The organism is Anaerobiospirillum sp. NML120448, from assembly GCF_023050945.1.
Classification (GTDB): domain Bacteria; phylum Pseudomonadota; class Gammaproteobacteria; order Enterobacterales; family Succinivibrionaceae; genus Anaerobiospirillum.
Genome location: NZ_JALKIM010000010.1, coordinates 41325 through 65510, shown reverse-complemented (window position 1 = coordinate 65510; position 24186 = coordinate 41325). Strand labels below are relative to the sequence as shown.

Genomic DNA, 24186 nt, shown 5'->3' with positions numbered 1-24186 from the left:
GTTGTTAAAACACAGTGCTCACAAGATTCAAACGCTGTTAAGAGGTCTTAATTAGATGCAAAAAGTTTTATGTGGTCGTGTTGAGGATTTAGCAGGTAAGATTGATTACTTAAAGTCGACCATTACTAGCATCCCAGATTATCCTATTAAGGGTATTTTATTCCGTGATATCACCACTTTATGTGAGGATGCTAAGGGTTTTGCCTTAGTTATTGATCTCTTAGCTCAAGCCTTTAAAGATAAGAAAATTGATAAGGTATTATCCAGCGAGGCTCGTGGCTTTGTTTTTGGTGCCCCTTTAGCAGCTAAGTTAGGTGCTGGCTTTGTGATGGTACGTAAAAAGGGCAAGTTGCCACGTGAGACTATCAAAGAAGAGTATGCTCTTGAGTATGGCGTAAGCGAGCTCCATATGCACACTAATTCAGTTAAGCCTGGTGAGCGTGTATTATGCGTAGACGATTTGTTAGCTACTGGCGGTACTATGATTGCCATGTGTAAGCTAGCACAAAGAGCGGGCGCTCAAGTTGTCAATGCTGCTTTTGTAATCGATTTGGTCGATTTGGGTGGCTATGATAAGATTAAAGAAGAGTGTGGCGTGGAGTCATTAAGCTTATTAGACTTCCCTGGCCACTAGGAAAAAGAATTAAAGCGCCTTAAGCTTAAGTTAAGCGAGCGTTAAGCTTTTTAGCCTAAGGCGTGCTTGTTGGTATAAAAATAACAACATAAGATCCCAAGCCCGAGCTAGTGTCTTTAATGCACTATTTGGGGCTTGGGTTTTTTGGCTTGAAAGATCAAGGACAACATAGCAATGCAGTCTGAAGTTGAGTATTTAGCGTTAGCACGTAAATATCGTCCCCAGAACTTTGAAGATGTAGTGGGACAAGAGCACGTTTTAAAAGCTTTAGCTCATTCTATTGATGCTGGTAAAACACACCATGCCTATTTATTTACTGGTACCCGTGGTATTGGTAAGACTACTATTGCTCGTATTTTTGCCAAATCCTTAGAGTGTAAGGCACAAGATAAACCAACTTCCCATCCATGTGGTAAGTGTGATGCTTGTACCGCCATTGCTAATGGTGCTTTTCCAGATGTGATTGAGATTGACGCTGCCTCACAAACCAAGGTAGAAGATACTCGTCAGATTTTAGAAAATACCCAATATCCGCCTATCAATGCTCGTTATAAGATTTACATCATTGACGAAGTGCACATGCTCACTACTAATAGCTTTAATGCTTTATTAAAGACCTTAGAGGAGCCACCTGCCTACGTTAAGTTTATCTTGGCAACTACAGATCCTCACAAGATTCCAACTACAGTTTTATCTCGCTGTTTGCAATTCCCATTGCGTGCCTTGACCTTAGATCAAATCCAAGGCCAGCTAGAGAAGATCTGTAATCTAGAGCATATTGAGTTTGAAAAAGAGGCTTTAATTGCTTTAGCCCGTGCTGCTCGTGGCTCTATGCGTGATGGTTTATCCTTATGTGATCAGGCTATTGCTCTGGGCAATGGTAAGCTTGAGGCTGCTAACGTCTATGCCATGCTTGGCACAGTAGGTGATGAGCTGACAGCCGATATTTTAGAGCTCTTATGTTCACATGATGCTTCTGCGGTAGCTGATGGTTCTTCTGAGTCTGGCTCTAATAGCGCCCAAAGCTTTGCTGCTTTAATCGAGCAAATTCGTAATAAGGCTCCTAATTACAAGAGCCTCTTAGATGAGCTTATCATTGTATTCCACGATATTGCTTTATATCAGCTGATTGGCCGCTCTGATTTAGAGGTCTTTTCCTTTAGCAAGAGCATTTTAGAGAATTACGCCCGCCGTATCTCTCCTCAACAAGTACAGCATTACTACCAAATTGTACTTGAGGGCTTACAAGAGTATCAGTATGCCTCAGACGGTCGTTCTGCCTTTGAGATGACTTTATTGCGTCTGTTGGCCTTTACCCCTGTAAAAAAAAACAGTGGAGATCTGAGCAGAACGCTCTAAAAACCCCTCCTTTGGAAAACTATCTTGCCAACGCTACCGTAGCTAGCGCTGGTAAGGTAGATGCAGACCCTTTAGCCTCTTTAGGTCTCAAGGGTGTACAGCCTACCAATACCTCAGCTGCTGATAATAATAGCTTCCGTCCTTTATTGCGTGCTATCACTTCAGATGATAGTAAATCACTATTAGCTGCCATTGCTAAAGGTGGCTCTGATCTAAACAACTGTATTGGTCAATTAGCCCAAGAACTAGGTTTAGATGAGGAAAATCTTAAGGAATTTAAGGACTTAGCCAATACCCTGCATCAAAGCAAACAGTTAGTAACAGAAGCTAAGACCTCTTTTAGCCAATTAGAGCGTATCCGTGCTGAGCAGCAAAAGCGCCTATCTACTTTACAAAAGCAACAAGGCATCACTCCATCTCAAGGTGACGTGCCAAGCAATGATAGCTTTACTGTTGATTTTAAGGCTCATGTCGAGGGTAATGGCCCACAGGGTGGTTTTAGCGAAGGCTTTAACTTACGTACTAAGCAGCAGCGTGCTGCCCAAATAGCAGCTGACATCAAAGAGCGTGACCTCAAGGCCAGCTTAGATGCCAATGCTAATGCCAATGCCAATGCCAATGCTAATGCCCAGGCTCAGGGCCAGGGCCAGGGCCAGGGCCAGGGCCTGAGCCAGGGCCAAGGTTTAGATCAGCAGGGACAAGCCTCTGCTCAGGGCCTATCTTACGAGCAAGGTGCTATTGCTCAAACTAGTGGAGCGGCTGCACCTACAGTGGGTACTTTTGATGGTCGTAAGAAAATCGATCTCGACTCCAAATTAGACTATAGCAACCAACAGCGTGATTTAGAGAATATTCGCAAGGGTGGAGTTGCTATTAATACTAGGGTACTGGCCCCTGTAGTTAATGTGTTTAAAGAAGAGGAGTTGAAAAAGTACCAAGAAGAAAGCTCTCGCTATATTGAGTGTGGCCAGAAATTCTATGATTATGCTCATAAATATATAGGCAATGCCAAAAGACAAGGCTTGTATAAAGAGCCTGAGCCTGAAAACAATAAGCATATTACCCGCAAAGAAGGCGAAGATATAATGAACTCTTGTTTTACTGACATGGATCTCATGAAGGAAAATAAGAGTAAGGGCTTGCCTGTTAACGCTCATAAGATGACAGAACAATCAGCTCAAGCGCTTAATAATGGCCAATCTCAGGCCAATGGTAGCTTTGCTCTTAGCTCTCAAGGCGCTCATGGTTTTGATGTTAATGACCCACGCCATTTAGGCTCACAATTAGTAGGTGAGGGTGTATCTTTAAGCAATAATGGCCAAAGCGTTGATATTGCCTCTACACAGGAAGCAACAGTCTCAGCTCCAGTGAGCGCACCTGCTGCGCCAGCAGAGCCAGTGCCAGCAGCACCAGTGTCAGAGCAAGCAGCAGAGCTAACAGCAAAGTCTCATGATCAAGAGCAAGAGCTTGCTCCAAATCAAGAGCCAAGCGCTGATAAGGTTAGCGTAGGGGAGCAAACCCAATCTCCAGCCCAGAACCAAGATCAGGCCCAAGTTCACGCTCCTGCCCAGGAGCAGACTGAGGCTAATAGCCAAGAGCAAGTTAATGGTGATAGCGGGGCTGCTGTCTCTGTAGCTGAGCAAAATATGGGTCAAGCTACCAATAGCGTGCCACAGGTAACTCATAGTGAGGGTGATAGTGCTTTTGCTGAGCAAAATCAAACTACTAGCTCCTTGAGTGTGTCCTTAGCTGATAGTCCTAAGTTTGAACCACAAAAACTTAGTGATAATGCCAATAAGTCACTAGATGCTTTTGCCTCTGGCATTGGTATTAGCGAGGGCTATGGTGATGAGGCTGATATTGATGATATTTTAGGCTCAAGCATTAATAGTAATAACAATAATAACTCTCTAGAGATTATTGATGTAGCAACAGTTAAGCTACCAGAACAGTCTCAAGGTGATTTATCCGCTACTGCTCCACAAATGAAGCAAGATGGTGGCGCTACTGATAAAGGCAGTCAATCAAATGATGACTTGCCTCCATGGTCAATGGGGCCTGATGATAAGAGAGAGTTTATTAACCCTAATGCTTTGAACGGCTTGCCACAAGCACAAGAGCTCAATCAAGATAAAGGTGAGAGTGGAAACTTACAAAAGTATCCTGAGCACACTAATAATGCTCTTGCTACCACTAATGCTGCTCAAGACTTTATAGCTAATCAAGATAAGGGACAGGGGGCTAATGGCTCTATGGTAGTGGCCAATAATGCCCTATCGGCAAGCTCCCAAAGTATGGGACTAAATACTCCAAAGAGTGATAGTTTGATTACTGCTCCTCAAAGCGGAGTGAAGCTTATTGATGGTAGCCTTGATCTATCTGCTGAAAAGGCTAAGGTACAACAGGCTAATCAGGCTTTAAGCAATTTAAAGGAATCTCTGTTACATGCTCATAGTGATGATGAAAAAGCTGCTATAGCAAAAGCTAAAGGTGAGGCTAGTTTTCAATTTTTAAATACCTTAGATGCTCAGCTTAATAAGGAGGCAGAGCTCTCTAAAGCTAATGGCCCATCACCATGGGAATTAGCTAATGAGGCTACAGTTATTACTATAGGCAAAAATAGCATTAAGATTAATCATGCTGAGCCTATTAAGCTTACTAAGAGAAGTGATAACAATTTATTGGCTGATAGCGAGCAAGGTAGCTCTAAGGATAAGGGCAATAGTGATATATTCTTTGAGCCTTTAAAGGTGCGTGATGATGGCTTTATTCAGACTACTAAGGCTCAAGACTTTAGCAGTTTAGTAGAGCAAATTCGTGCCCAAGAGCAACAAGCTGTGTTAGAGCATCAACAAGAGTTAGAGCAAGTTGAGCTTTATAAGCAACAAATGATCGCTCATGGTCATGTGTTCCATGAGCAATCTAATGATGTGCTCAATCTCATGGCCATAAGCAATAGCGCCATAGCTAAAGAGTTACAAGAGCGCTTAGCTACAGAGGGCCAAGATCGCAGCAGAGCTTATGTCTTTGGCCAAGGCAATATCAAGGTACCAGAGCAGCACTTCCCATGGACACAGGTTGCCCATATTGCTCCTAAGATCATGCTCTCTAATACCCAGACTCAGGCCCAAGCTCAGGCCCAGTCTCAAAACCAAACTCAAGCCCAAGCTCAGGCTCCTGCCCAAGCCTTGGCTCAGCCTGCGGCAACTGCAGCAACAGTGGCAACAGCTGCTAGTGCTACACCTGTAATGGCTCAAACCCAAGGCTCTATACCACCAGCTCAGGCTAATGGTCAGATGCAAGCACAGGCACAGGCCCAAGCTCAAGCTCAAAGCTCTGCTACTGGTGCTTATGCTCAAGCCCCAATACAGCAGCCAGGTCATGCTCAGAGAGGTACTCAGAACGGTGCTTCTATGCCAGTGCAAGTGCAAGTGCAGGGACAGGTACAGGCCCAAGCTCCAGTGTCTGGACAAATGTCTGCTCAGGGCCATGGCAATATGCAGCCTAACAGTGCTCCCCAATATAAAGGCCCTGTAAATGGTGTAAACGCAGTAAATACTGGTGTGGCCAACCCTAATGGTGGTTATGGTAGACCTAATGGCGCTGATGAGTTTGTAGATAGAATGGCTACCTTGGAGCGTCCTGACTATATTGCTGATCATGATGAATTTTATAAAAGTGAAGAAAGTTATGAGAGCTCTTATGGTGTAGCTGCTCCAAACTTTGCCCCTATGGAATCTGATGAGGACGATGGAGAGTATTTTGGTGGTGGCTATGATTTAGCGGCTGCTGAGGCTCTGAATAATGATCCACAATTAGTAAATGCTGAGCCTATAGAAGGCACTGATAGAGTAATAGGTAGTGCCCTAAGAAGGGTGGATACTTTTGCTGGCTTACGCATGATGAGTGATGACGACTTTTATGGTCAAGTATTAGAAAAAGATGAATGGTTACAAATCATTACTCAAGCTTTTTCTAACAATGGCCCTGAGTTCTCCATCTTAACTCGTACTGCTCGTAAGGTAGATGAGCTTAATCCTGATCACTGGACTATTGTGGTGGCTAAGAGCGATGAGTGCGACTATTTACTGCCTAACATTATTAAGGCTCTAAATGCAGCTACAGGAAGAAACTTACAAATTGAGGTGCAAAAAGATAATGAAACACCTCGAGAGGCTCCTTGTTATAAAGCATATTTTGCTCACCAAGAGGCCATTGCTATTACTCGCCAAAAAATTAAGAAAATACATGGCTTTAATAGCTTAGTTAAGAACTTAGGCTTAAGCTTGGATAATGTAGGTATTACCTTATATGTAGAAAAGCAAGAGCGTCAGGTAGCAAAAGCCATCAATTCTGTGCCTTTAATATAAGTTTTACTTATAAATAGTGGGGCTCATATTGATATAGTTGAGTTGTTTTTGCATGTTTGATTAATGTTTTTAGTTTTTTTTTGTAATATTACATTGTTGCTTTAGGCTCTATAGCAAGCCTAAAGAGTGCTAAAATAGTTAAGAGGCACAATCTATAGTTAATTTAGATTGTGCTTTATATTTTTATTAAAGCTACTTAATAAAATTTTATCGTTAAATCTGTCCCTTTATTCATGCTTAAGAGCATAGATGAATGAGAGCAAAGATCATTGATCTATACTCTTAGCTCATGAGGTCTGGCTAATGAGTTTTCGTATTCCTGATGTTCCTGCTAAACGAATTGTAGTAGTTGGCGGTGGTTTTGGTGGCTTACAATTATGTACCACTTTAGTTAAAAATCCTGAGTTCCAGGTAGTGCTGATTGATAAGAACAACTTCCATCAGTTCCCTCCTTTAATTTACCAAATTGCTACTGCTGGTTTACAAGTAAGCTCTATTGCCTTCCCTTTCCGTAAGATGTTTGCAGGTTCTAAGAATTTCTTCTATAGAATGTGTGAATTACGCTCAGTTCATACTAAAGAGCGCTATATCCAGACCTCTATTGGTAAGCTTAGCTATGACTATTTAGTTATTGCTACTGGTACTACTACCAATTACTTCGGTAACCAAAAGTTACAAGAAGAATCTATGCCTATGAAGACTATTAGCGAGTCTTTAGGTTTACGTAATGCTTTGCTTACTACTTTTGAGCGTGCTAATACCACCTCCTCTCCTGAGGAGCGTGCTGAGCTTCTAAACGTAGTTATCGTAGGTGGTGGCCCTACTGGTGTAGAAATCGCAGGTGCTTTAGCAGAAATGCGTCAGCACGTGTTGCCTCAAGACTATCCAGATCTCGATACTTCTTTATTTAAGATTCACTTAGTACAAGGTGGTAGTAGATTATTACCTGCCATGTCTGAAACAGCCTCAGCTGCTGCCTTGAAGTATTTAACCCAAATGGGCGTTGATGTGCAGCTTAAGGCCTATGTACATGACTATAAGCAACACGAAGTTATCTTACGTGATGGTCGCTCCTTTAAGTCTCAAACTATTATTTGGGTATGTGGTGTAACTGGTCGTCGTATCAATGGTATTGATGATAAGTTCTATGGCCCTGGCAATCGTCTTATCGTAGATCGCTTTAACAAGGTTGAGGGCTTAGACAATGTCTTTGCTGTTGGTGACTGTGCCCTCATGAAGACCCATGTTTATCCAAAAGGCCACCCTCAAATGGCTCAGGCTGCTATCCAGCAGGGTAAGAACTTAGGCCAAAACTTCTTACGTAAAGAGCATGGCCAAATATTAAAGCCTTTTGAGTATCGTGATTTAGGCTCTATGGCTACTATTGGTAGAAATAAGGCTGTAGCTGATATTGCTGGTATGAACTTAACTGGCTTTGTAGCTTGGTTCTTATGGATGGGCGTGCACCTTATGTCTATCTTAGGTGTGAAGAATAAGATTTCTACCTTAGTTGATTGGGCTTGGTCATATATTACTTACGATAAGTCTAATCGTACTTTAATTGCAGTTAAGCATCCAAAAGTTATTTTGGAGCGTAATTATGAAATCTCTATGCGCCACTGGGGTGAATTATCATTAGAGCAGGCTGCTGAGGCTGAGCGTCTAACTGATACTGCTCTTAAGAAGAGCAATGAAGATGCTGCCTTAAAGGCCCAAGCCGATTTAGCACGTAATGCTCTTAAGAAGGCTGAGCGTCTCCTTAATGAAATTGCCGCAGAAGACTTAGCCCGTGCTCAAGAGCAACAAAAAGCCCAGGCCCAAGAGCAAGAACAAGCTCAAGCCCTCTCCTCAAAAGTCCAAGAGGCCATGGCTAACGCCAAGAGCCAAGAGCAAGCCCAGGCCAACGCCCAGGCTCAGGCCCAAGCCCAAGCTAAGGCCGATGGTCAGGCCCAAGCTTTAGAGCAAGAAAAAGCTCAAGAGGACGCTCAAGCTCAAGCCCAAGAGTCCGCTCAGGCACAAGCTATCGCTTCAAGAGTACAAGAAACTTTAGCTAAAGCCCAAGCTAACGACCAAGCTGCCAAAGTTGCTAAATCTGCCACCCAGGTGATAGTTGCCAACAACGAAGTAGCCGCAGCTGAGGCTAAGACTAATGTGAAAAAAGCCTCTCTTAAGCAGGTAAAGAGCTCTAAGAGAACTGCAACCAAGAAATAAGCAAAAAGGCTAATTGCTACTAAAAGATGGTGCTTACTATTAAATTAGTAAGCATCATTTTTTTAACAAAAGGTTTTGTGGCTTAGATATTGCTTTTAACCATGAGACAACTAGTCATAGCTTCTTTAGTGCCTATTTTTTGGCAAGCTTAGTAATTTGTAATACATGTTTTTCTAACTTTGTATTTAACTATGCTAATTTGCTATACTTGTTAGCCAGACATTGATTGCTAGTAGTATTGTGGTCATTATTCTAGGCGAGAGTTAAGTTTTTTTTCTTGCTAAGCTCTTTAGTTAAAGCACCTAAGGCCGTTAATTTTAGTAATTTATGTCACTTTCATCGATATTCCAACTATACATAGTTATCTGGTAGTTGTAACGAGTGATGAGAGCCTTTTATTGTGGCATTATTTTAATGCCTACTTTGGATGGAGTTGGAATGTTTGGGCAGGCCAACTAACAAGCACAAGCAAGTGCTTGATTATAAGCTACGCATTTTTCATTGGTGGCATCATTAGATAGTCAGAGCATAAGACCATTAGTAGTGTTGGTTTTATGAGTGAGTATGCGTTGTTTATGAAGCAGCAATCAATTTCCAATTCTAGGAGAGATCTACGGTGTCTGATACAAGTCAAGAGGAAGAGGTAAAAAAGCCTGATCCTGTCACTACTATACTGATGAGTACCGTCCCATATTGGAACTCTCAAAGCCAAGCATTCTATTATGATCTTTCCTTTGTTACTCAAGATCGTAAGACTAGAATCACACCTGCTAATACTGGTGAGGTGCTCAAGCGCTATCTGGTACAAGCTAATTTAGATAAGTACGTAGGCCCAAAGGCTGGCGTTTCGATTAACGTCCAATTCTCTTCAGCTTTCCTAGATTTCCGTCATGACATCAACTACTCTCGTATGTTGGTGCGCTTGCCATCTAATCAACCTGTAAACCAAACTCTCATCCAACAAATGCGTGAGATGAGCTCTTTTGGTATGTCCTTTGCCACTGATTTAGAAACTCTGATTAGGGAAAAGTGGTTGGAGCAAATTCCTCGCTTTGATTATGTAGTGCTGGATATGCACTCCCCTAATATTGCCAAAGACATTATTGCAGTACAAAGCTTAAAGCAGATTCAGCCTCGCTTAAAAATGCTCATTTCTAATGTGCAAACACAAAAAGAAATGAAAGTAGCATTTTCACTAGGCGCTCACTTGGTAACTGGTCGTGGTAACTTTAATCCACTGCCACCATGCTTGCTTAAGCCACCATATAATGCCACTACTAAAGAGCTCTTTTTAGAGCAAAGACAACTATGTCTGCTCATGAGCTTTATGTGCGCGCCTAAACCAAATATTGAGCAAATTAACATGCTCTTGCGCACTTCCTTTAAGATGTGGCAAACCTTTAACGTTTTGGCTAAAGCCATTGATTCAACTGTGTTCTTCTCCTTCCGCTCTATGGAGGATATTGTTAAACACTTTGGTGGTCATGGGGCTCGTAACTTAATAGCATTAGTAATCGCTGCTATTCAGTATGATCTTTACAATCGTGCTACTAATTTAAATGGCGATCAGCTCTTAGATTATTTTAAGCGCTTGATCACTAAGGCTATTTTTATTGAGTCTGTATGTAAGGTTTATCCTTACTTTGCTCCTTGCCGTGATTTAATCTTTGAGTTTGTTATTTTCCACGGCTTAGATGCCATGATTGTGCATCGTCCTGATAAGGTCTTTAAGATTACTCAAGATTTAATTAAGCCTCGTTGCCGCTTTTTACGTGTGCTACAAGATTTAATTATTCTTGGCGATAGCATCGATATGCTGCACTTCCAAAACATTCGTGGTGTTGCTCAAAAGTACAAGCTTAACGACCTGCGCTTAATTTACTTACACGAACAAGCCGCAGTCAAAGCCATGGATTACCTAGTCTCCATGAAAATTGTCCGCTAAACACCATACCATTAAGGCCCTTAAACGGGCCTTAATAGTCTCTACAGCGCCCCGCTGCAGCTTGCTTAGCAGCAAGCCGCAGCTGTGCTGCTCCCTCAGGGCTTCGTAGAGCAATGTAGTTCCGCAGTGCAGCCCATCAAAGCTTACAGAGGCCCAATGCAGATCAATAAAGTCTCTCATTGCCGCAATGCAGCAGCTCTGTAGCGTGGTAATAGCCTATATGAAAAACAGGCTCAAACTATTAAAAGTAAGAGCCTGTTTCTGTATAAAGTTAAGCCTTATATTTAGCTATTAACAACCTAATTAGCCAAGCATAGAGAGAGCTAATTGTGGACGGCTGTTAGCCTGCATTAACATAGAAGTAGCAGCCTGCTGGATAATGGACTGCTGGCTTAAAGCAGCAGACTCTTCAGCAAAGTCAGCATCACGAATACGTGAACGTGCATCAGCCTGGTTAGCAGAAACATTAGCCTGGTTGCGGATAGAGGACTCTAATCTGTTCTGGAAAGCACCTAAATCAGAGCGCTTCATATCAACAGCAGCAATAAACTTATCAATATTAGCGATAGTCATTTTAGCTGAGTCAGCACTAGAAACGCCCCAACGGCTTGTGCCATTATCATCAAACCATCCAGACTCACTAGCTGCTGTACCTTCAACGCCAGCAATAGTTGCAATACCGCTTAGTTTAAAGCCAGCAGAGAAGCCTGCTAAAACAATTTCATCACCCTTATTAGCGCCCACTTGGAATGCAACAGAACCAGCTGCACCAATTAGGCCAACACCAGCACCATCTAAAATCTGCTGACCACCAAACTTAGTTTGCTCAGCAATTCTATTAATTTCCATAGAAAGGCTGGTTACTTCTTGCTGCAATGCATCACGATCAGCTTGAGTGTTGGTGCCGTTGGCAGATTGAACCGCTAAAGTACGGATCTTTTGAAGCATATTGGTGGTCTCATCAAGAGCACCTTCCATAGTCTGAGCTAAAGCGATACCGTCATTGGTATTACGGTTACCTTGGTTAAGGCCGTTGATTTGGGTGGTTAAACGGTCGGCAATTTGTAAGCCAGCAGCGTCGTCTTTTGCAGAGTTAATGCGCATGCCAGAGCTTAGTCTCTGGTAGGTAGTAGTCAACTGATTTTGTACATTATTTAAGTAACGACGGCCATTTAATGAGGATACGTTAGTATTTACGTAAACTGCCATAGGAAACCTCTAAAAAATTCTAACAACTACAAAAAAAACAAAGTTCTACTAATTAAATTAGTAAAACTACGTTTAATTTCAGTAAATTTAGATAGGAAAACAGATGCTAAAGAGAAATATATTGTTGATCATAAGCTAACTTAGCTAACCAAACTCTAAATAGCATTTGTTGATAATTTTTTGTGCTTACGCAAACTTTAACGACAGGTCTAATCAATTGTTTAACTTTTTTTAAAATCTAGTTAAAGGCTGTAAATAAGCAGTTTGTGTAATGAGCATAGATATGAGAAATGTTCTCTACACTAGATATTAAAGTACATCAATGTGAGCTGGTGATTGAGGGTTGAGTTTTTACTGCTAATGAGGTAGGGAAGGTAGGCACATGGTAGTGGTAGGGGCAAAAGCAACAAGGCAAAGAAAAAACTTTCTTTGCCTTGTCTGTAAGAAATTTAGCTAAACTGGTTGTGTGTTAGCCTATTATTCCCAACCAGTGCCTTCCTCTTCTTCATGAGAGGTGGAGTTTAACTTCATAGAGTTCCAAATTTGATTATGGATCTTAGATAAACGAGCACTTGGTGCCTTAGGGAAGTAAGCAGTATCAAGCTTTTCTTCGGTTAAGTTAACGCTTGGGTTAGATGCTAAAGAAGGATCTAACTTTTCAATTGCTGTCTTAACAGGGAGGATATAGCGAATCTCATTAGAAACTGAGCTGGCTACATTACCGTCTAATAAGTAGTCAATCCACTTTAAGCCATTGTCAGCATGAGATGCGTTCTTTGGCATAATCCAGCAATCGAACCACAATAGTGAGCCCTCTTTAGGAAAGACATATTCAATATTGTAATCACGCTTAGCTGCTATAGCACGATCGTTTGCCTGGAGAATGTCACCAGAATAACCAATGGCAACACAAATATCACCAGAGGCTAAATCATTGATATAGCGGCTAGAGTGGAAGTAAGCTACATTCTTAGCAAAGTTAGTTAATAACTCTTGAGTTTGTTCATACTCGCTGCGCTTTTCAGTAGCTGGATCTTTCTTTAAATAGTGTTGTACCGCAGAGATAACCTCTACAGGGGAGTCAAGAACAGCAATACCGCACTTCTTTAATTTAGCAGCATTGTCCTTATCAAATAAGAACTCCCAGCTATCAATCTTAGTCCCTGGGCCAAAGATTTCTTCAATCTTTTTAGTGTTATAACCAATACCAAGGGAAATCTCAGTATAAGGTACTGCATAGTCATTGTTGGCATCAACAGTGGCTAAGAGCTCCATACGCTTAGGATCGAGATCTTGGTAATGGGTTAATTTGCTCTTATCAATTTTTTCCAAAGCACCAGCAGCTGCTAGACGAGGAACATAATAAGAGGTCATCATGATGGCATCAAAGCCTGTGCTACCAGAGAGTAAGCGGGCTTCTACTAATTCATTAGAGTCAAACAATACATAGTTAGTATCAAGACCTGTTGTTTGTGAGAAATTGCTAACGGTATCCTCAGCAATATAATCACTCCAGTTCCAAATGTTGACTTTTTTAGCGCCATCATCGGCCTGAGCAGAAAAACTAACGCTCGCAAGAGCTAAACAAGCAAGGCCGCTGCAGTAGGCAGCAATTTGTGTGAAACGCATGTGTCGTTTCTCCCAAAAGGTGGTTTTCTAAAAATATGGTTTGACGCACTTTGCCCTTTAGCTTAGAAAGATAAAACTAAAAGCCTAAAAAACCAGTAAAGGCTTAGCTCAGAGCGCATCCCACTGCAATTATGACTAAGAAGATAGTCGGCTTAGTTTGCTAGTATGCTACTAGGAAAAAAAGCTGCCTTATTTTAACAACCTAATATTAAGAGTGCTAGAAAAAACGTACTAAATATTCATTTAGATGGCAAAGCGTTCCATTATGGACGGCATTCAAACATAAACATTTCATTTTGATCAGATCTGGCAATATTTTTCGCAAAATCGCAGTAGTTTTTCACTAAGCTAAAGCCTACTTTAGAGAGTTGTTTGGTAATCGCCATGTACTAAGCATAGTGGTTAGCGCATGGGCTATTGTGCAAAGTGCAAAGAATAAATAGGGGGGCCAGATATTGTGAACTGGTAGCAAGGAATAGGGATGTTTAGTAGTGTGCTGACCAACTCCCATGGGCAAGCCCATGTGGTTCCTGCGTATCAAGGTTAACCCATTTTCGTCAGTTCTTAACTGCTCTGGTGGTTATTGGCTCTGGGCGCATAGGTATGGGTACTAAGCAGGGCGCTGCTCTAGGCTCTAAGGCCTGGAGCTTAGCCTGGGGCTGGGCACAGGAGCCTGAGCCTTGGGTCAGGGCGCTGCTCTAGGCTTGGGCGATGGGGTGAGAGGGGAATAAATTAAAAGCCAAGATGTAGGCTCTGGAAAGCTTAATCTTGGCTTTGTGGGAATACTAGCTTGCTCATTGATGGTCGAGAATGCTTAGCAAGCTTAGATTAATATGTCTCTTACATGCTAACTAAAGATGGGATATCGAGATGATGGGCATCATCTTTAATAATATCGCCAATAACACGCTTAAAGACATCGACTAATTCTGGATTAAAGAAGCCGCACTGATTGGTGCAAATCATCTCTAAAGCTACTTCATGGGAAAAAGCCTTTTTGTAGCAACGCTCTTGAGTAAGAGCATCGTAAACGTCAGCAATACCCACTACTTGGCTACAAATGCTTAGCTCATCGCCTTTCTTGCCCTCAGGATAACCCCTGCCGTCATAGCGCTCATGGTGATGGAGGCAAATATCGTAGGCATACTTAAGAATGTCTGAGGTGTTGATACCAATCTTTTCAATTAACTCAGCACCACGTACTGTGTGAGTCTTGATAACATCAAACTCTTCTTTAGTTAAGCGACCAGGCTTATTTAAAATAGCATCTGGAATAGCAATCTTACCAATATCGTGCAAGATAGCGGCATAAGCAATATTGTTAATATCCTCATCAGACATGAAAGCACACTCATGGAATTGCAACTCTCTTAGCTTATGTAAGAGGCGATAAGTAATGTTGCGAATGGATAAGACGTGCTTGCCTGTTTCTCCAGATCTAAACTCAATAGCCAAGGCTAAGGTTGAAATAACTTTTACGTTAATTTCAGAAAATTCTTTGTTCTTACGAGCAATTTCACGCTCTTGTAAGAGATTCTTATACTCTAAAGAGCGGTGAATCTTATAAAGCTCAATTTGAGAAGTAACACGCTTTAATAAGAAAGCAGGAGTAAAAGGCTTTGAGATAATATCGGAAACACGATACTCAAAAGCTTCTAATTGCTGATCACGATCTTCAGCAGTAATAATGAAAATAGGCACACCATTTAAAAGGTTATGCTCACGGATCTTTTCTAAATAGCCATAACCATCCATTACAGGCATGGTAATGTCTAGCAATACTGCCACAATCTCGTCGGCATGATCTTTTGTATAGTTAAAAGCTTCCAAGCCATTTGCAAATTGTGGAGTGTGGTAATCCTTATTGAAAATAAAATCGAGGATGTCTCGATTCATCTCGATATCATCAACAATAAGAATGGTATCCTTGCGATCTTGAGTATTCATCACCCCTCCAGTAGAGTGAAAAAACTGCCTTTGGTTTCCTTATGTTTTTAATTAACCCAAAATAAATATTCTCAACCAGGCATTCAAAATACAGTTAAATTAACGACCACCAAATTAATAGATTTTGAAAACTCGTTATATAAGCTTAAGCTTAGGCTAAAAGCTTTTAGCTGTTGCTTACAATAGTGTTTGTTTTGGCTGATATTTATCGACAGTATAGTCGGACGCAAAACACTTTCAAAATGTAATTCTAATTAGTATTTTAAGGCTTTTTTCATAGATATGACTATCTACTTAGAAAAAATTAAGTAAAAGTAGCATGTTTTGATGGTTTAAAGACCTTAAATTAGGTATTTTCTCGTAAAAATACGCATGAATCTTCAAATTTTGCTTTAAGATGAATGTAAAAAAATCATTTTTTTTGCATCGATAATCTTAAATACAGGGTTCGTTGCAACTTTTGCGAAGAACTCAGAGTTTCACAATCTCTATTATTGTTTAGCTTATTTTAGTTTTATAAAAGACTTATAAAAACTAAAGAAGACTACAAGTATGTTAGCTTTGAGGACACTATAAGCCTTAGGCTAATACTTCAACTTGTTGTTACCAAGTACTAGGAGGGAGGTTAGTTAAAAACTTATACCTAGACTTGGTAAACTAAAAAACTAAGCTTACTTAGTCAAGAGTAGCTAAAGCATCTCTAGTTTGGGCTATTTTTGGTTGAATTTGCTCGCATAAGCTGATTGCTAAGGCGTTGTCTTCGCTACGAACAGCTTTAACAATGTCATTAAAGTCATTATAAAGAGTATTGAGGCCTAAGTTGCCACAAATGCCCTTTAAAGTATGAGCGGCAATTTCAATGCCCTTGTAATCTTTATTAGCTACTGCCTCAAGTAATGCATCATAAGTAGGCTCAGTAATAAAGCGCTTTAAATACTTAAGATACATAGCTTCCATATTAGAAAAACGAGCTAATGAACCATCGACATCGATGTCAATAACATTGCGTAATTCTTGTAACTTCATTTCAAAATAACCTCGAAATGACTAAGCTTAAAAAAGTTGTAGCTTAGCCACAATTAGCTAAATATGAATTAGCTATTAACAAGTAAAATACTTGGTTTGTTGATTAAACAAACCATTAGCCATATTAAAATTGCAAACATGACTAATGCTCTTAGAGCGGCAAAGTGCTACTTTAAGAGCCAAAATCTTAAGGACAAAATATCCCTTAGTGATTAATGATGTAATAAAGCTTTATCCTTGGTAACTACTAATAAATAGTTAATATTTGTTTGATTGCTAACCAAGAATAAACCTATCTGACAGATCCCTAGTGCATAGTAGAAAAGATGCCCTGTAGGGTATGAAAAAAATCCGTGGTCATTATCCCACAAAAAAACATGTCTTGCTAATTAATTGATGGTTTTTGAGCAAATTTTCTTGAAGTCTAGGTTCAGAAAATAATTAAATAAGACCAGCTTTCAAAATTAGAGCTGGTCTTATAAGTATTATTTATTTTGCTTGCCATCAAGTAGGCTGCGAGCGTCTGTTTTTTCCTTATTCTTACGCTTAAAGAGGCTATAACTGCTCTTTTCCTTTAGGTAAGAATAGTCAGGATTACTATCCTCAGTAGAGCTCTTGATCTTCATCTTAAAGTTACTCTTAGAGGCTAATAATTCCTTAGAGAACTTCTCCTCAGGATTATTGTTCTCAGCTAAGCTTTGTTGTGCTTGAGTAGCCTTATTATCTACTGGCTCATCATTATTTGGTTCGACACTAGCAGGCTTTTTAGGGGTATTAGGCTCTACAGCAGCTTGTAACTCCTTATAGGCCTTATAGTTTTCAACAAAAGATCCCGACTCAGAAGCTTTAAATTTTCCTAAGTTATCTTGCTTTTGTCCCTCAGAATCCTCCTTACTTGCAGTATGAGATCCTGAGGTTACTGGAACTACTGGTGGCTTGTTATTATTTTCAGCCAAAGATTTGTTCTCAGTTAGCTTACTAATGGCCTTATTAATAGCCATTTTAGCTGTAGTCTGATCTTTATTGGCATCTAAATAGTTAGACTGTAATGCAGCTTTTAGCTGATTAACACTGTCTTTGCTATCATCATTGGCTGAGACCAATTCAGAGCGAGCATTCTCAAACTTACCACCCTTATCATCATTGTCCTTACTCTCTTGAGATGCATCCTGAGTATCACTCAAGTTAACCTCATTAAGTATTGGCTCAGGCTTCTCCTTGCTTGCCCCTAATTCTGCACTTGTATTTGCATCTGCATCTGCACCTACATCAGCACCTGCATCTGCACCTGTGTTGGAAACTTCACTTGGAGCAGTGTTATCACTGGCGCTGGTGCTCTCGCTAGCAGCGGTGCTTGCTGTGTCAGCAGCACTGGTGTTAGAGCTGGCAGGGGCAGGGGTAGCGGCACTAGAGCTCTTACTGTCACTGGCAGGAGCGCTGGCGCTTTCACTTTCACTGTCACTGGCGGCAGTGCTGGAGCTATTAGCGGCATTAGAGGTAGAGCTAGAGGTAGAGCCAGAGGACTGAGCCATGCTTTCAATAGTGCTTGGTGGCAAATCCTCAGTACCTAATAAGTACTTGTGCTTTTGTACTAAGGTGGCTAAGTCGGTTCGGTTAGCAATGAGCTTACCCATAACATTCTCAAGTACATTAAAGTCTAATGGTTTTGAGACGTGAGCATTCATACCAGCACTTTGAGTAGCAGCAATATCTTCAGTAAAGGCATTAGCAGTACAAGCAATAATAGGGATAGTAGTAGCATCTGCCTTACCACTGGCACGAATTTGTGATGAGGCCTCACAACCGTCCATATTAGGCATACGCATATCCATTAAGATAACATCAAAGCTGTACTCTGGTGACTTGTTAAAGATATCAACAGCTTGCTCACCATCCCAGGCGCTAGTAAGAGTTACACCCTTCATACCTAAGATATCGCAGGCAATTTCCATATTAAGCTGATTATCCTCAACAATGAGAATATGCAAGCCATCAAGTTTAAAGTTATTTAAAACAGCATTGGCTAATGGGTTATCACTAGACTCTGAATTTTTAGTAGGAGCACTAGTGCTTGCCTGCTCTTGAGCATCTGCATTATTAGCAATTAAATTATTATCAGTGCTAATGTTTTCCTGGCCTTGGCTAAAGGCAAAATCATTTTCATAAGCACTTTGGATACGATGAGCTGTCTCTTCGTCAGCTAACTTAAATGGGATATTAATAGTAAAGGTAGTACCAACATTAACTGCTGACTTCACTCTAATATCACCGCCCATAATGGAAACCACATTCTTAACAATGGACATACCAAGGCCAGTGCCTTGCACTGAGTTTAAGCGCAATTCACGAGCATAAGGGGCAAAGAGCTTAGCTAAGAAGTTCTTATCCATACCGATACCAGTATCGGCAACCTCAATCATAAACGATGGCTTATGTAGGTGGAGAATTTCACGAATACTAATATTAACTACGCAACCCCTATGAGAGTACTTAAGGGAGTTGGATACTAAGTTATTCAGTATTTGACGGAGCTTGGCAGTATCACCAATAACAACAGAGTGCTTAACATCGCAAGTAAGATTTACTTCCTTACCTTGAGATGCAGCATTAACCTTAAAGACATCAATGTTTTCTTTAACGGCTCTTACAATATCAAAAGGCTCTAAAGTAAGCTTATTTTCCATTTGTGGACGAGCAACTTCCAAGATGTCATCAACTAACGCTAATAATTGGTGAGAAGCGGTAGTCATCTTCTTAAAGACATCAGGTAAGTTTGCAGTGTCACTTTGTCGTAAGTGATTAATACCAATTTGACACAAGCCAATAATGCCGTTAAGTGGTGTTCTCATATCATGAGACATATTGGCAAAGAAAACATTCTTGGATTCTTCGTTCTTTTTGGCTGATTCAAGAGCGTCGGCTAAGAGCTTGTGCTCCTCAATCTCAGTAATTTTTTCATCGTCAATGAGCTTAAAGCATAAAATAGACTCATCTAAGTCTAAAGACTCATCGAATAAGATACGAGCATTAAACCACTTGTAATTATTGTCATTACTGAGCTTAAGCTGATAGTCATGACCAAAATCACGAATGGATAAAGAGGCTAAATTACGTAAGTGATTTAAAGAGAAGTTTTTATAAAAGTTATTCCAACTCTCTGGTAAGACCATATCATAGAACACGGTCAATAAATCATCAAAATTATTGCGTGATGCCAGGCGAATGCGCATATTATCAGGCGCTTTTAAGGTCGTAAAAGTGCCCATCTTAAAGTTAACACGCAAAATAATTTGATAGGAGTTACCTAATACCTTTAAGGCCTCATTAGTAGTTTCAATTTGTGAGGAGAGGTGATACTCACGCCATACCATCCATACTTCAATAATAATAAAGATTACTACCATCAATAAGAAGAGATTAGAAATCATGTGGTAGTTAAAGAGTATGTCTGAATATAGGGTAGTGGCAATAGTGTACCAACCTGTTTCAGGGTTATAAATTGAGTAGACGTTACGCTTATCACCCATTAAATCAGTAATAGGCTCCTCAGTGCCACTAATGTGTTGCTTAACATTAGTTTCAAAAAATGAGCTTACATAACGCTGAATTTGTGAGTAGTTAGCATTAAATGGGGTGTAATAAAGAATAACAGTACCCTTGCTATCTACTAGGTAGAAGCAATAGTTTTCAGATACTAAATAGGCAAAAGTAGAGGACTGGGAGGCGCTCTCTAAATATAAATCAATAGCAAAAACATTATTGGTATTACCAATACGAGCTGACACAGTAGTAATAACAGTATTGGTAAAGATGTCAGTATAAGGGTCTAAAATAGCGGCTTTGCCAGGTTCAGCAGCCATAGCAGCCTTATACCAAGGACGGGCTTCGGTAATTAAAAAGGCATCACCATCCCAGTAAGTAGGGGAAACGATTTGTCCATCAATGGAGGCATAAATATCAATACGCAGGTCTTTTTGCTTTGCTTGAAGTTCAGCCTCAGTTTTCTTCATCCATAAATCAAAGGCCGCACGACCGCCATCAGGATCATCGGCATGATCTTGCAAGAACACATCAGCATAATGAGCAATAAATTCAACGAATTGTTTTTGCTTTTGGAACTCAACTTGTAAAGAAGAGTCCAAGCGCTGAACTACCTCATAACCTACAGTATTTGAGTTAGACAAAATATTCTGACGCATCAAATACAATGAAGCGATCAAGAATACTGAGAAAATCATAAATAGTATGGTGCCGTAAGATAAGATTAACTTCTTAGCTTTACGAGTACGAGTGCGCAAAAGCGACGCAGCACCAGCGTTATTTCTGAACATAAATATGCATCATACCGTTGTGTTAAAACGTGCCCTGGTTAATTAACAAGCAATTAAATTACAGTCCTACCTGCTCGTTTGACGACTAGATTATTTGTAATTGTGTTTACAAAAATTCTTACTACCATGTTGCTAATGATAGTATTAAGGACTATGGATAATCTGCTATACAAGATAGATTATAGCGATTGAGCTCAAATATTGTAAGTGTGCCATAAGTCTAAAGTATTAGATTTGCATTTTTTTGAGAGCAAAATCAAATCCACTAAGCAACAAAAGCAAGCTTATTGGCAACAATAAACTGTGAATAATTACTAATATTACAGTGTGCATTATCGAACTTTACATATCTATGAGCAAGTATTAAATAAAAAAAATCACAAATTAAGCTTGATACCAGTAAATAGCTCAAAGGTAGTTGTAAATCAGATAATCATTCAAGGTTTTCTGAAATATTCTTAACTAATAAGGTATAAAGTTAGCGAAATTTCAAGTTTTAAGTTCATTTGCTTTGCCCTTTAGCGCTTTTGTGCCTAAAATATAAGGACAAAGACTAAATCTTTCAGGTACAGTTGAGAAGCTAGAGGCAAGGTGTCTTTAATGAACAGCAATTCTTTAGTATTAGCTATTGCCAATAACAAGGGTGGAGTAGGTAAAACCTCTACAGCCTTGAATCTAGCTTGTGCCTTTGCTGGTACTAGGCGCAAGGTTTTATATATTGATCTTGATCCTCAAGGATCAGCTAGCGTTTCTATTTTAAGAACTAGACCTATTTCTATTATTAGCTCTGGTAATGCCTTAATCCAAGGCTCCTCTTTAGTGCCTTGTATTGTTCCTTATCAGCTAGCTAAGTTTGATTTAATTCCTGCCTCAGATGATCTCACTGCTTTTTGTATTAAAAAGGCTGATGATGAGCATAAAGAACATTGCCTGAAAGAAGCTTTAAAAAGTCTGCGCTTAATCTATGACATCATTATTATTGACTGTCCACCTGCACTAAATTTGCTCACTATTAATGCTTTATGTGCCGCCGATGAATTGGTGATCCCAACTACTTGTGATTATTTTGCTGTAGAGGGCTTAGGCTCTTTAATGCGTGCTTTTGAAAGCTTAAAGCGTAAAGGCCTCTCCACGGTTCATTTAATGGGTATTGTGTGCACCATCTATAATCAAGGTGAGCCTTTATCCCAAAAAATTGCCAAGGACTTAAAAAGCAACATGGGGCAATTGCTCTTTAACACCGTGATCCCTTATTGCTCCCAAATTAGCGAGGCCCCATCCGTAGGCAAGCCAGTCATTCTCTACGACAAAAACGCCATCGGCTCCAAGGCCTACCTAAGCCTCGCCGCCGAAATCCTCTCCCGCTACCAACAGCAGCACCAGCAATAGCCGCCACAGCTGCCGCCACCACCGCTGTTGCAACAGCAACAGCAACAGCAGCCGCAGCCTCTGCTACAAAAAAAGTAACAACAGTAGCACCAGCTGCTGCTGCAGTAGCTGCAACAGTAGCAACAGCAATCCAATGAACGGCCCCTTATAAGCCCGCAAACCTACCAAGGCCCTTAAAGAGTACCAGCCTCACCAGGGCCTAACATCAATCCTGCTGCAAGTTCCAGTCTCTATCCCAAGGCCCTGACCGTTTTATTGCTCTGGCCCACCTTTGCTTTAAAGAACACCAAACGGCGTAATTAGGCCAATTTGTTTATCCTGCTAAGCTGTAAGTTTTAGGTAATTATAAGGAGTAGGGGCATGTACAAAAGGCAGTAGCTTGCACAAATGGCAGTGGCATTTATATGGGCAGGACATGCTCATAAGCAGTGGGCAGCATCAGCAGCTGGTGCCAATGGCATGGACAAGGCAGGTGCAGGCTTTAGACAGGGCAGATTCTGGGGCAGGTTTGCTCTCTTAGGCAAGTTATAACCTACTTGGTAGAGCATCAATAAGCCATTAAACAAAATCAGCAGCCCTAGTCATAGAACATAATTTTGCTCCTAACAAACAAAAACCCCATGAGCTCAGCTTATGGGGTAATGGTTAAACTAAAAGATAAAGAGGGCTTTGTCTTAGCCTTTGCCTATTTTCATTGGCCTTACCAGGGCCTAAGCCTTGGCCCAGGGCTGGGCTAAGGCCTTGCCTTGCCTTGGAGCTGGGCCTCAGGCAAAAGAACCAAGGCCCAAGACTTAAGTTAAATCAAGCTTTGATGATTACTGAATTGGGTTGCCATCAAAATCTAACTTGTACTCTTTGCCAAAGAACTTAAGAGGAATGGAGTCCCAACCAATATCTTGAAGGAGGCCAATAGGTTCGTAGATTTCAAAGCTATATTCTGGATCTTCTTCAAACTCTTGGAAATAGGTGTAGCAACGCTTCTTTTGCTTGGCAAAGATTAACATGTAATCTTTTTTACCATAATCGTCCTTATGGAGCTTAAGGTAGTTGTCGGCAGTGTTAATTAAATTAAGGCCTTGTAGTAATTCAAGATGATTCCAGCCGAATTTCTCAAGTTGAACACCAAAGTTCATTAAAACCCTAGGAGAAACTTCTCGAACATAATCTTTTAGCTGCTCTCGAGATAAAGAGGTTTGATCTTGCAGGTACTTATAGCCTTTGTTTGAGAGTAGATCTGGTAGGCTATAGGAAAACTCTAAAACATGCAGACTTTGGAGGCATTGTTCTTGATCTTCGTATGCGGTTGGTAAAGAGTTAATGGCCTCCATAGCTACTAAAGGATCAGTAGGATTTTTGTAGGCTGTAGCCAAAGCCATATTGTTGATAAAGTTTAGAGCGTCTTCTGCTTCTGATAGAGCATAAGAAACAGAGTTAATACTGCCAGCCATTAACAGGCTAGCACCAAGAGCAAAAGAAACTAACTTGCGCATTTGTTGTCCTTAAGGCTAAAAAAGTTTGTCGATTAAGTTAAAAAAACTCACTCTCTAGCTCGGTTAAGAGACTGAGCTTAACTTCTCATTACTGCTAACAGGTTGAAAACTATTGGGCTTAGTGTGGTACCACCACCTCTACCAATAGAATTTCAACAGCAACAAAAACTATAATACCATAAAAAATTATCTAAAGATAAAAATTATACAAATAATTTCTTGAAACAAAATCTAGCCACCAGAGCAATGAGATATCAACAGCTCTTGCAATAAGATTAACCAAGGAAGCTAGCTAGCTTGCTATCTTGTTAGTTTACTAGCCCTGCTAGTAGCTAAGCTGGCGCAGGCATTAGTACTTATATTGGTGTTGGCGCTGAGCTCCTGTGCTCATGTCTTTGCCTTAGCTTAGTGGGCTAGTGGTTAAATTGAAAACCCATTACATACTAACGAACCAAAGTGGCACCTTAATTTGCTAATTGTCTTGTGCTTTTCCGCAATTTTACTGGCTGATTAGGTTAGTGGTATTTGTGCAATGAGATTGCAATTTAACCATTAGGCTAGATTAGCCTACGCAAGGTTAGGTTAGGTTAGGTTAGGGAGGGCAAGTACACGCAACTGTGTATTTAAAGTGCAGGTGCGTGTACCT

The 24186-nt window shown here is 40.6% G+C and carries 14 protein-coding genes; 7 read left to right on the top strand and 7 right to left on the bottom strand.

Annotation, left to right across the window (positions count from 1 at the left end):
• Window positions 1–55: 55 nt before the first annotated feature.
• From MXE38_RS03295 to MXE38_RS03275, 5 genes are all read left to right on the top strand, one after another.
• Window positions 56–634, top strand: coding sequence for an adenine phosphoribosyltransferase (locus tag MXE38_RS03295; RefSeq protein ID WP_246911297.1), 579 nt, complete (start codon window positions 56–58; stop codon window positions 632–634).
• Between the two features lie 174 nt (window positions 635–808).
• Entirely contained in the window at window positions 809–1993 is a 1185-nt protein-coding gene (gene dnaX, locus MXE38_RS03290; RefSeq protein WP_246911294.1) for a DNA polymerase III subunit gamma/tau, read from the top strand.
• Window positions 1994–2004: 11 nt separating this feature from the next.
• Window positions 2005–6363, top strand: coding sequence for a hypothetical protein (locus MXE38_RS03285; protein WP_246911290.1), 4359 nt, complete (start codon window positions 2005–2007; stop codon window positions 6361–6363).
• A gap of 303 nt (window positions 6364–6666) precedes the next feature.
• Complete coding sequence (locus MXE38_RS03280; protein ID WP_246911287.1) at window positions 6667–8574, top strand: NAD(P)/FAD-dependent oxidoreductase; 1908 nt, start codon at window positions 6667–6669, stop codon at window positions 8572–8574.
• Window positions 8575–9190: 616 nt separating this feature from the next.
• Window positions 9191–10519 (top strand): hypothetical protein, encoded by a 1329-nt coding sequence (locus tag MXE38_RS03275; RefSeq protein ID WP_246911285.1) that lies wholly within the window; start codon window positions 9191–9193, stop codon window positions 10517–10519.
• 303 nt (window positions 10520–10822) lie between these two features.
• Here MXE38_RS03275 and MXE38_RS03270 read toward each other — a convergent pair whose 3' ends face one another.
• The 6 genes from MXE38_RS03270 to MXE38_RS03250 form a co-directional block, all read right to left on the bottom strand.
• On the bottom strand, window positions 10823–11728 hold the full coding sequence (locus MXE38_RS03270; RefSeq protein WP_246911282.1) for a flagellin: 906 nt from the start codon (window positions 11726–11728) through the stop codon (window positions 10823–10825).
• Window positions 11729–12205: 477 nt separating this feature from the next.
• Window positions 12206–13357: a polyamine ABC transporter substrate-binding protein gene (locus MXE38_RS03265; protein ID WP_246911279.1), complete on the bottom strand. Its 1152-nt coding sequence runs from the start codon at window positions 13355–13357 to the stop codon at window positions 12206–12208.
• Window positions 13358–13620: 263 nt separating this feature from the next.
• A complete protein-coding gene (locus tag MXE38_RS12395; protein ID WP_281503139.1) occupies window positions 13621–13743 on the bottom strand; it encodes a hypothetical protein in 123 nt (40 codons plus the stop codon).
• A gap of 454 nt (window positions 13744–14197) precedes the next feature.
• A complete protein-coding gene (locus MXE38_RS03260) occupies window positions 14198–15304 on the bottom strand; it encodes an HD domain-containing phosphohydrolase (RefSeq protein WP_246911277.1) in 1107 nt (368 codons plus the stop codon).
• Window positions 15305–15979: 675 nt separating this feature from the next.
• The gene (locus MXE38_RS03255) at window positions 15980–16330 is read right to left on the bottom strand and encodes an Hpt domain-containing protein (protein ID WP_246911264.1); all 351 of its coding nucleotides are present in this window, start codon (window positions 16328–16330) and stop codon (window positions 15980–15982) included.
• Window positions 16331–16815: 485 nt separating this feature from the next.
• Entirely contained in the window at window positions 16816–20661 is a 3846-nt protein-coding gene (locus MXE38_RS03250; RefSeq protein ID WP_246911262.1) for an ATP-binding protein, read from the bottom strand.
• A 600-nt stretch (window positions 20662–21261) separates the two neighbouring features.
• On the opposite strand from MXE38_RS03250, the gene MXE38_RS03245 reads away from it, so the two are divergent.
• A complete protein-coding gene (locus MXE38_RS03245) occupies window positions 21262–22050 on the top strand; it encodes a ParA family protein (RefSeq protein WP_246911254.1) in 789 nt (262 codons plus the stop codon).
• 387 nt (window positions 22051–22437) lie between these two features.
• A complete protein-coding gene (locus MXE38_RS03240) occupies window positions 22438–22581 on the top strand; it encodes a hypothetical protein (RefSeq protein WP_246911251.1) in 144 nt (47 codons plus the stop codon).
• A gap of 284 nt (window positions 22582–22865) precedes the next feature.
• Here the strand turns inward: MXE38_RS03240 and MXE38_RS03235 are convergent, their stop codons facing one another.
• Window positions 22866–23540, bottom strand: a complete 675-nt coding sequence (locus MXE38_RS03235; protein ID WP_246911249.1) for a hypothetical protein — start codon at window positions 23538–23540, stop codon at window positions 22866–22868.
• Between the last annotated feature and the right edge of the window lie 646 nt (window positions 23541–24186).

Coding starts and splice junctions, on each gene's coding strand:
- MXE38_RS03245 (WP_246911254.1), top strand. CDS start 21,262: ATGAACAGCAATTCTTTAGTATTAGCTATTGCCAATAACAAGGGTGGA.
- MXE38_RS03240 (WP_246911251.1), top strand. CDS start 22,438: ATGGCAGTGGCATTTATATGGGCAGGACATGCTCATAAGCAGTGGGCA.
- MXE38_RS03260 (WP_246911277.1), bottom strand. CDS start 15,304: ATGAATACTCAAGATCGCAAGGATACCATTCTTATTGTTGATGATATC.
- MXE38_RS12395 (WP_281503139.1), bottom strand. CDS start 13,743: ATGGCGATTACCAAACAACTCTCTAAAGTAGGCTTTAGCTTAGTGAAA.
- MXE38_RS03280 (WP_246911287.1), top strand. CDS start 6,667: ATGAGTTTTCGTATTCCTGATGTTCCTGCTAAACGAATTGTAGTAGTT.
- MXE38_RS03235 (WP_246911249.1), bottom strand. CDS start 23,540: ATGCGCAAGTTAGTTTCTTTTGCTCTTGGTGCTAGCCTGTTAATGGCT.
- MXE38_RS03265 (WP_246911279.1), bottom strand. CDS start 13,357: ATGCGTTTCACACAAATTGCTGCCTACTGCAGCGGCCTTGCTTGTTTA.
- MXE38_RS03250 (WP_246911262.1), bottom strand. CDS start 20,661: ATGTTCAGAAATAACGCTGGTGCTGCGTCGCTTTTGCGCACTCGTACT.
- MXE38_RS03270 (WP_246911282.1), bottom strand. CDS start 11,728: ATGGCAGTTTACGTAAATACTAACGTATCCTCATTAAATGGCCGTCGT.
- dnaX (WP_246911294.1), top strand. CDS start 809: ATGCAGTCTGAAGTTGAGTATTTAGCGTTAGCACGTAAATATCGTCCC.
- MXE38_RS03295 (WP_246911297.1), top strand. CDS start 56: ATGCAAAAAGTTTTATGTGGTCGTGTTGAGGATTTAGCAGGTAAGATT.
- MXE38_RS03255 (WP_246911264.1), bottom strand. CDS start 16,330: ATGAAGTTACAAGAATTACGCAATGTTATTGACATCGATGTCGATGGT.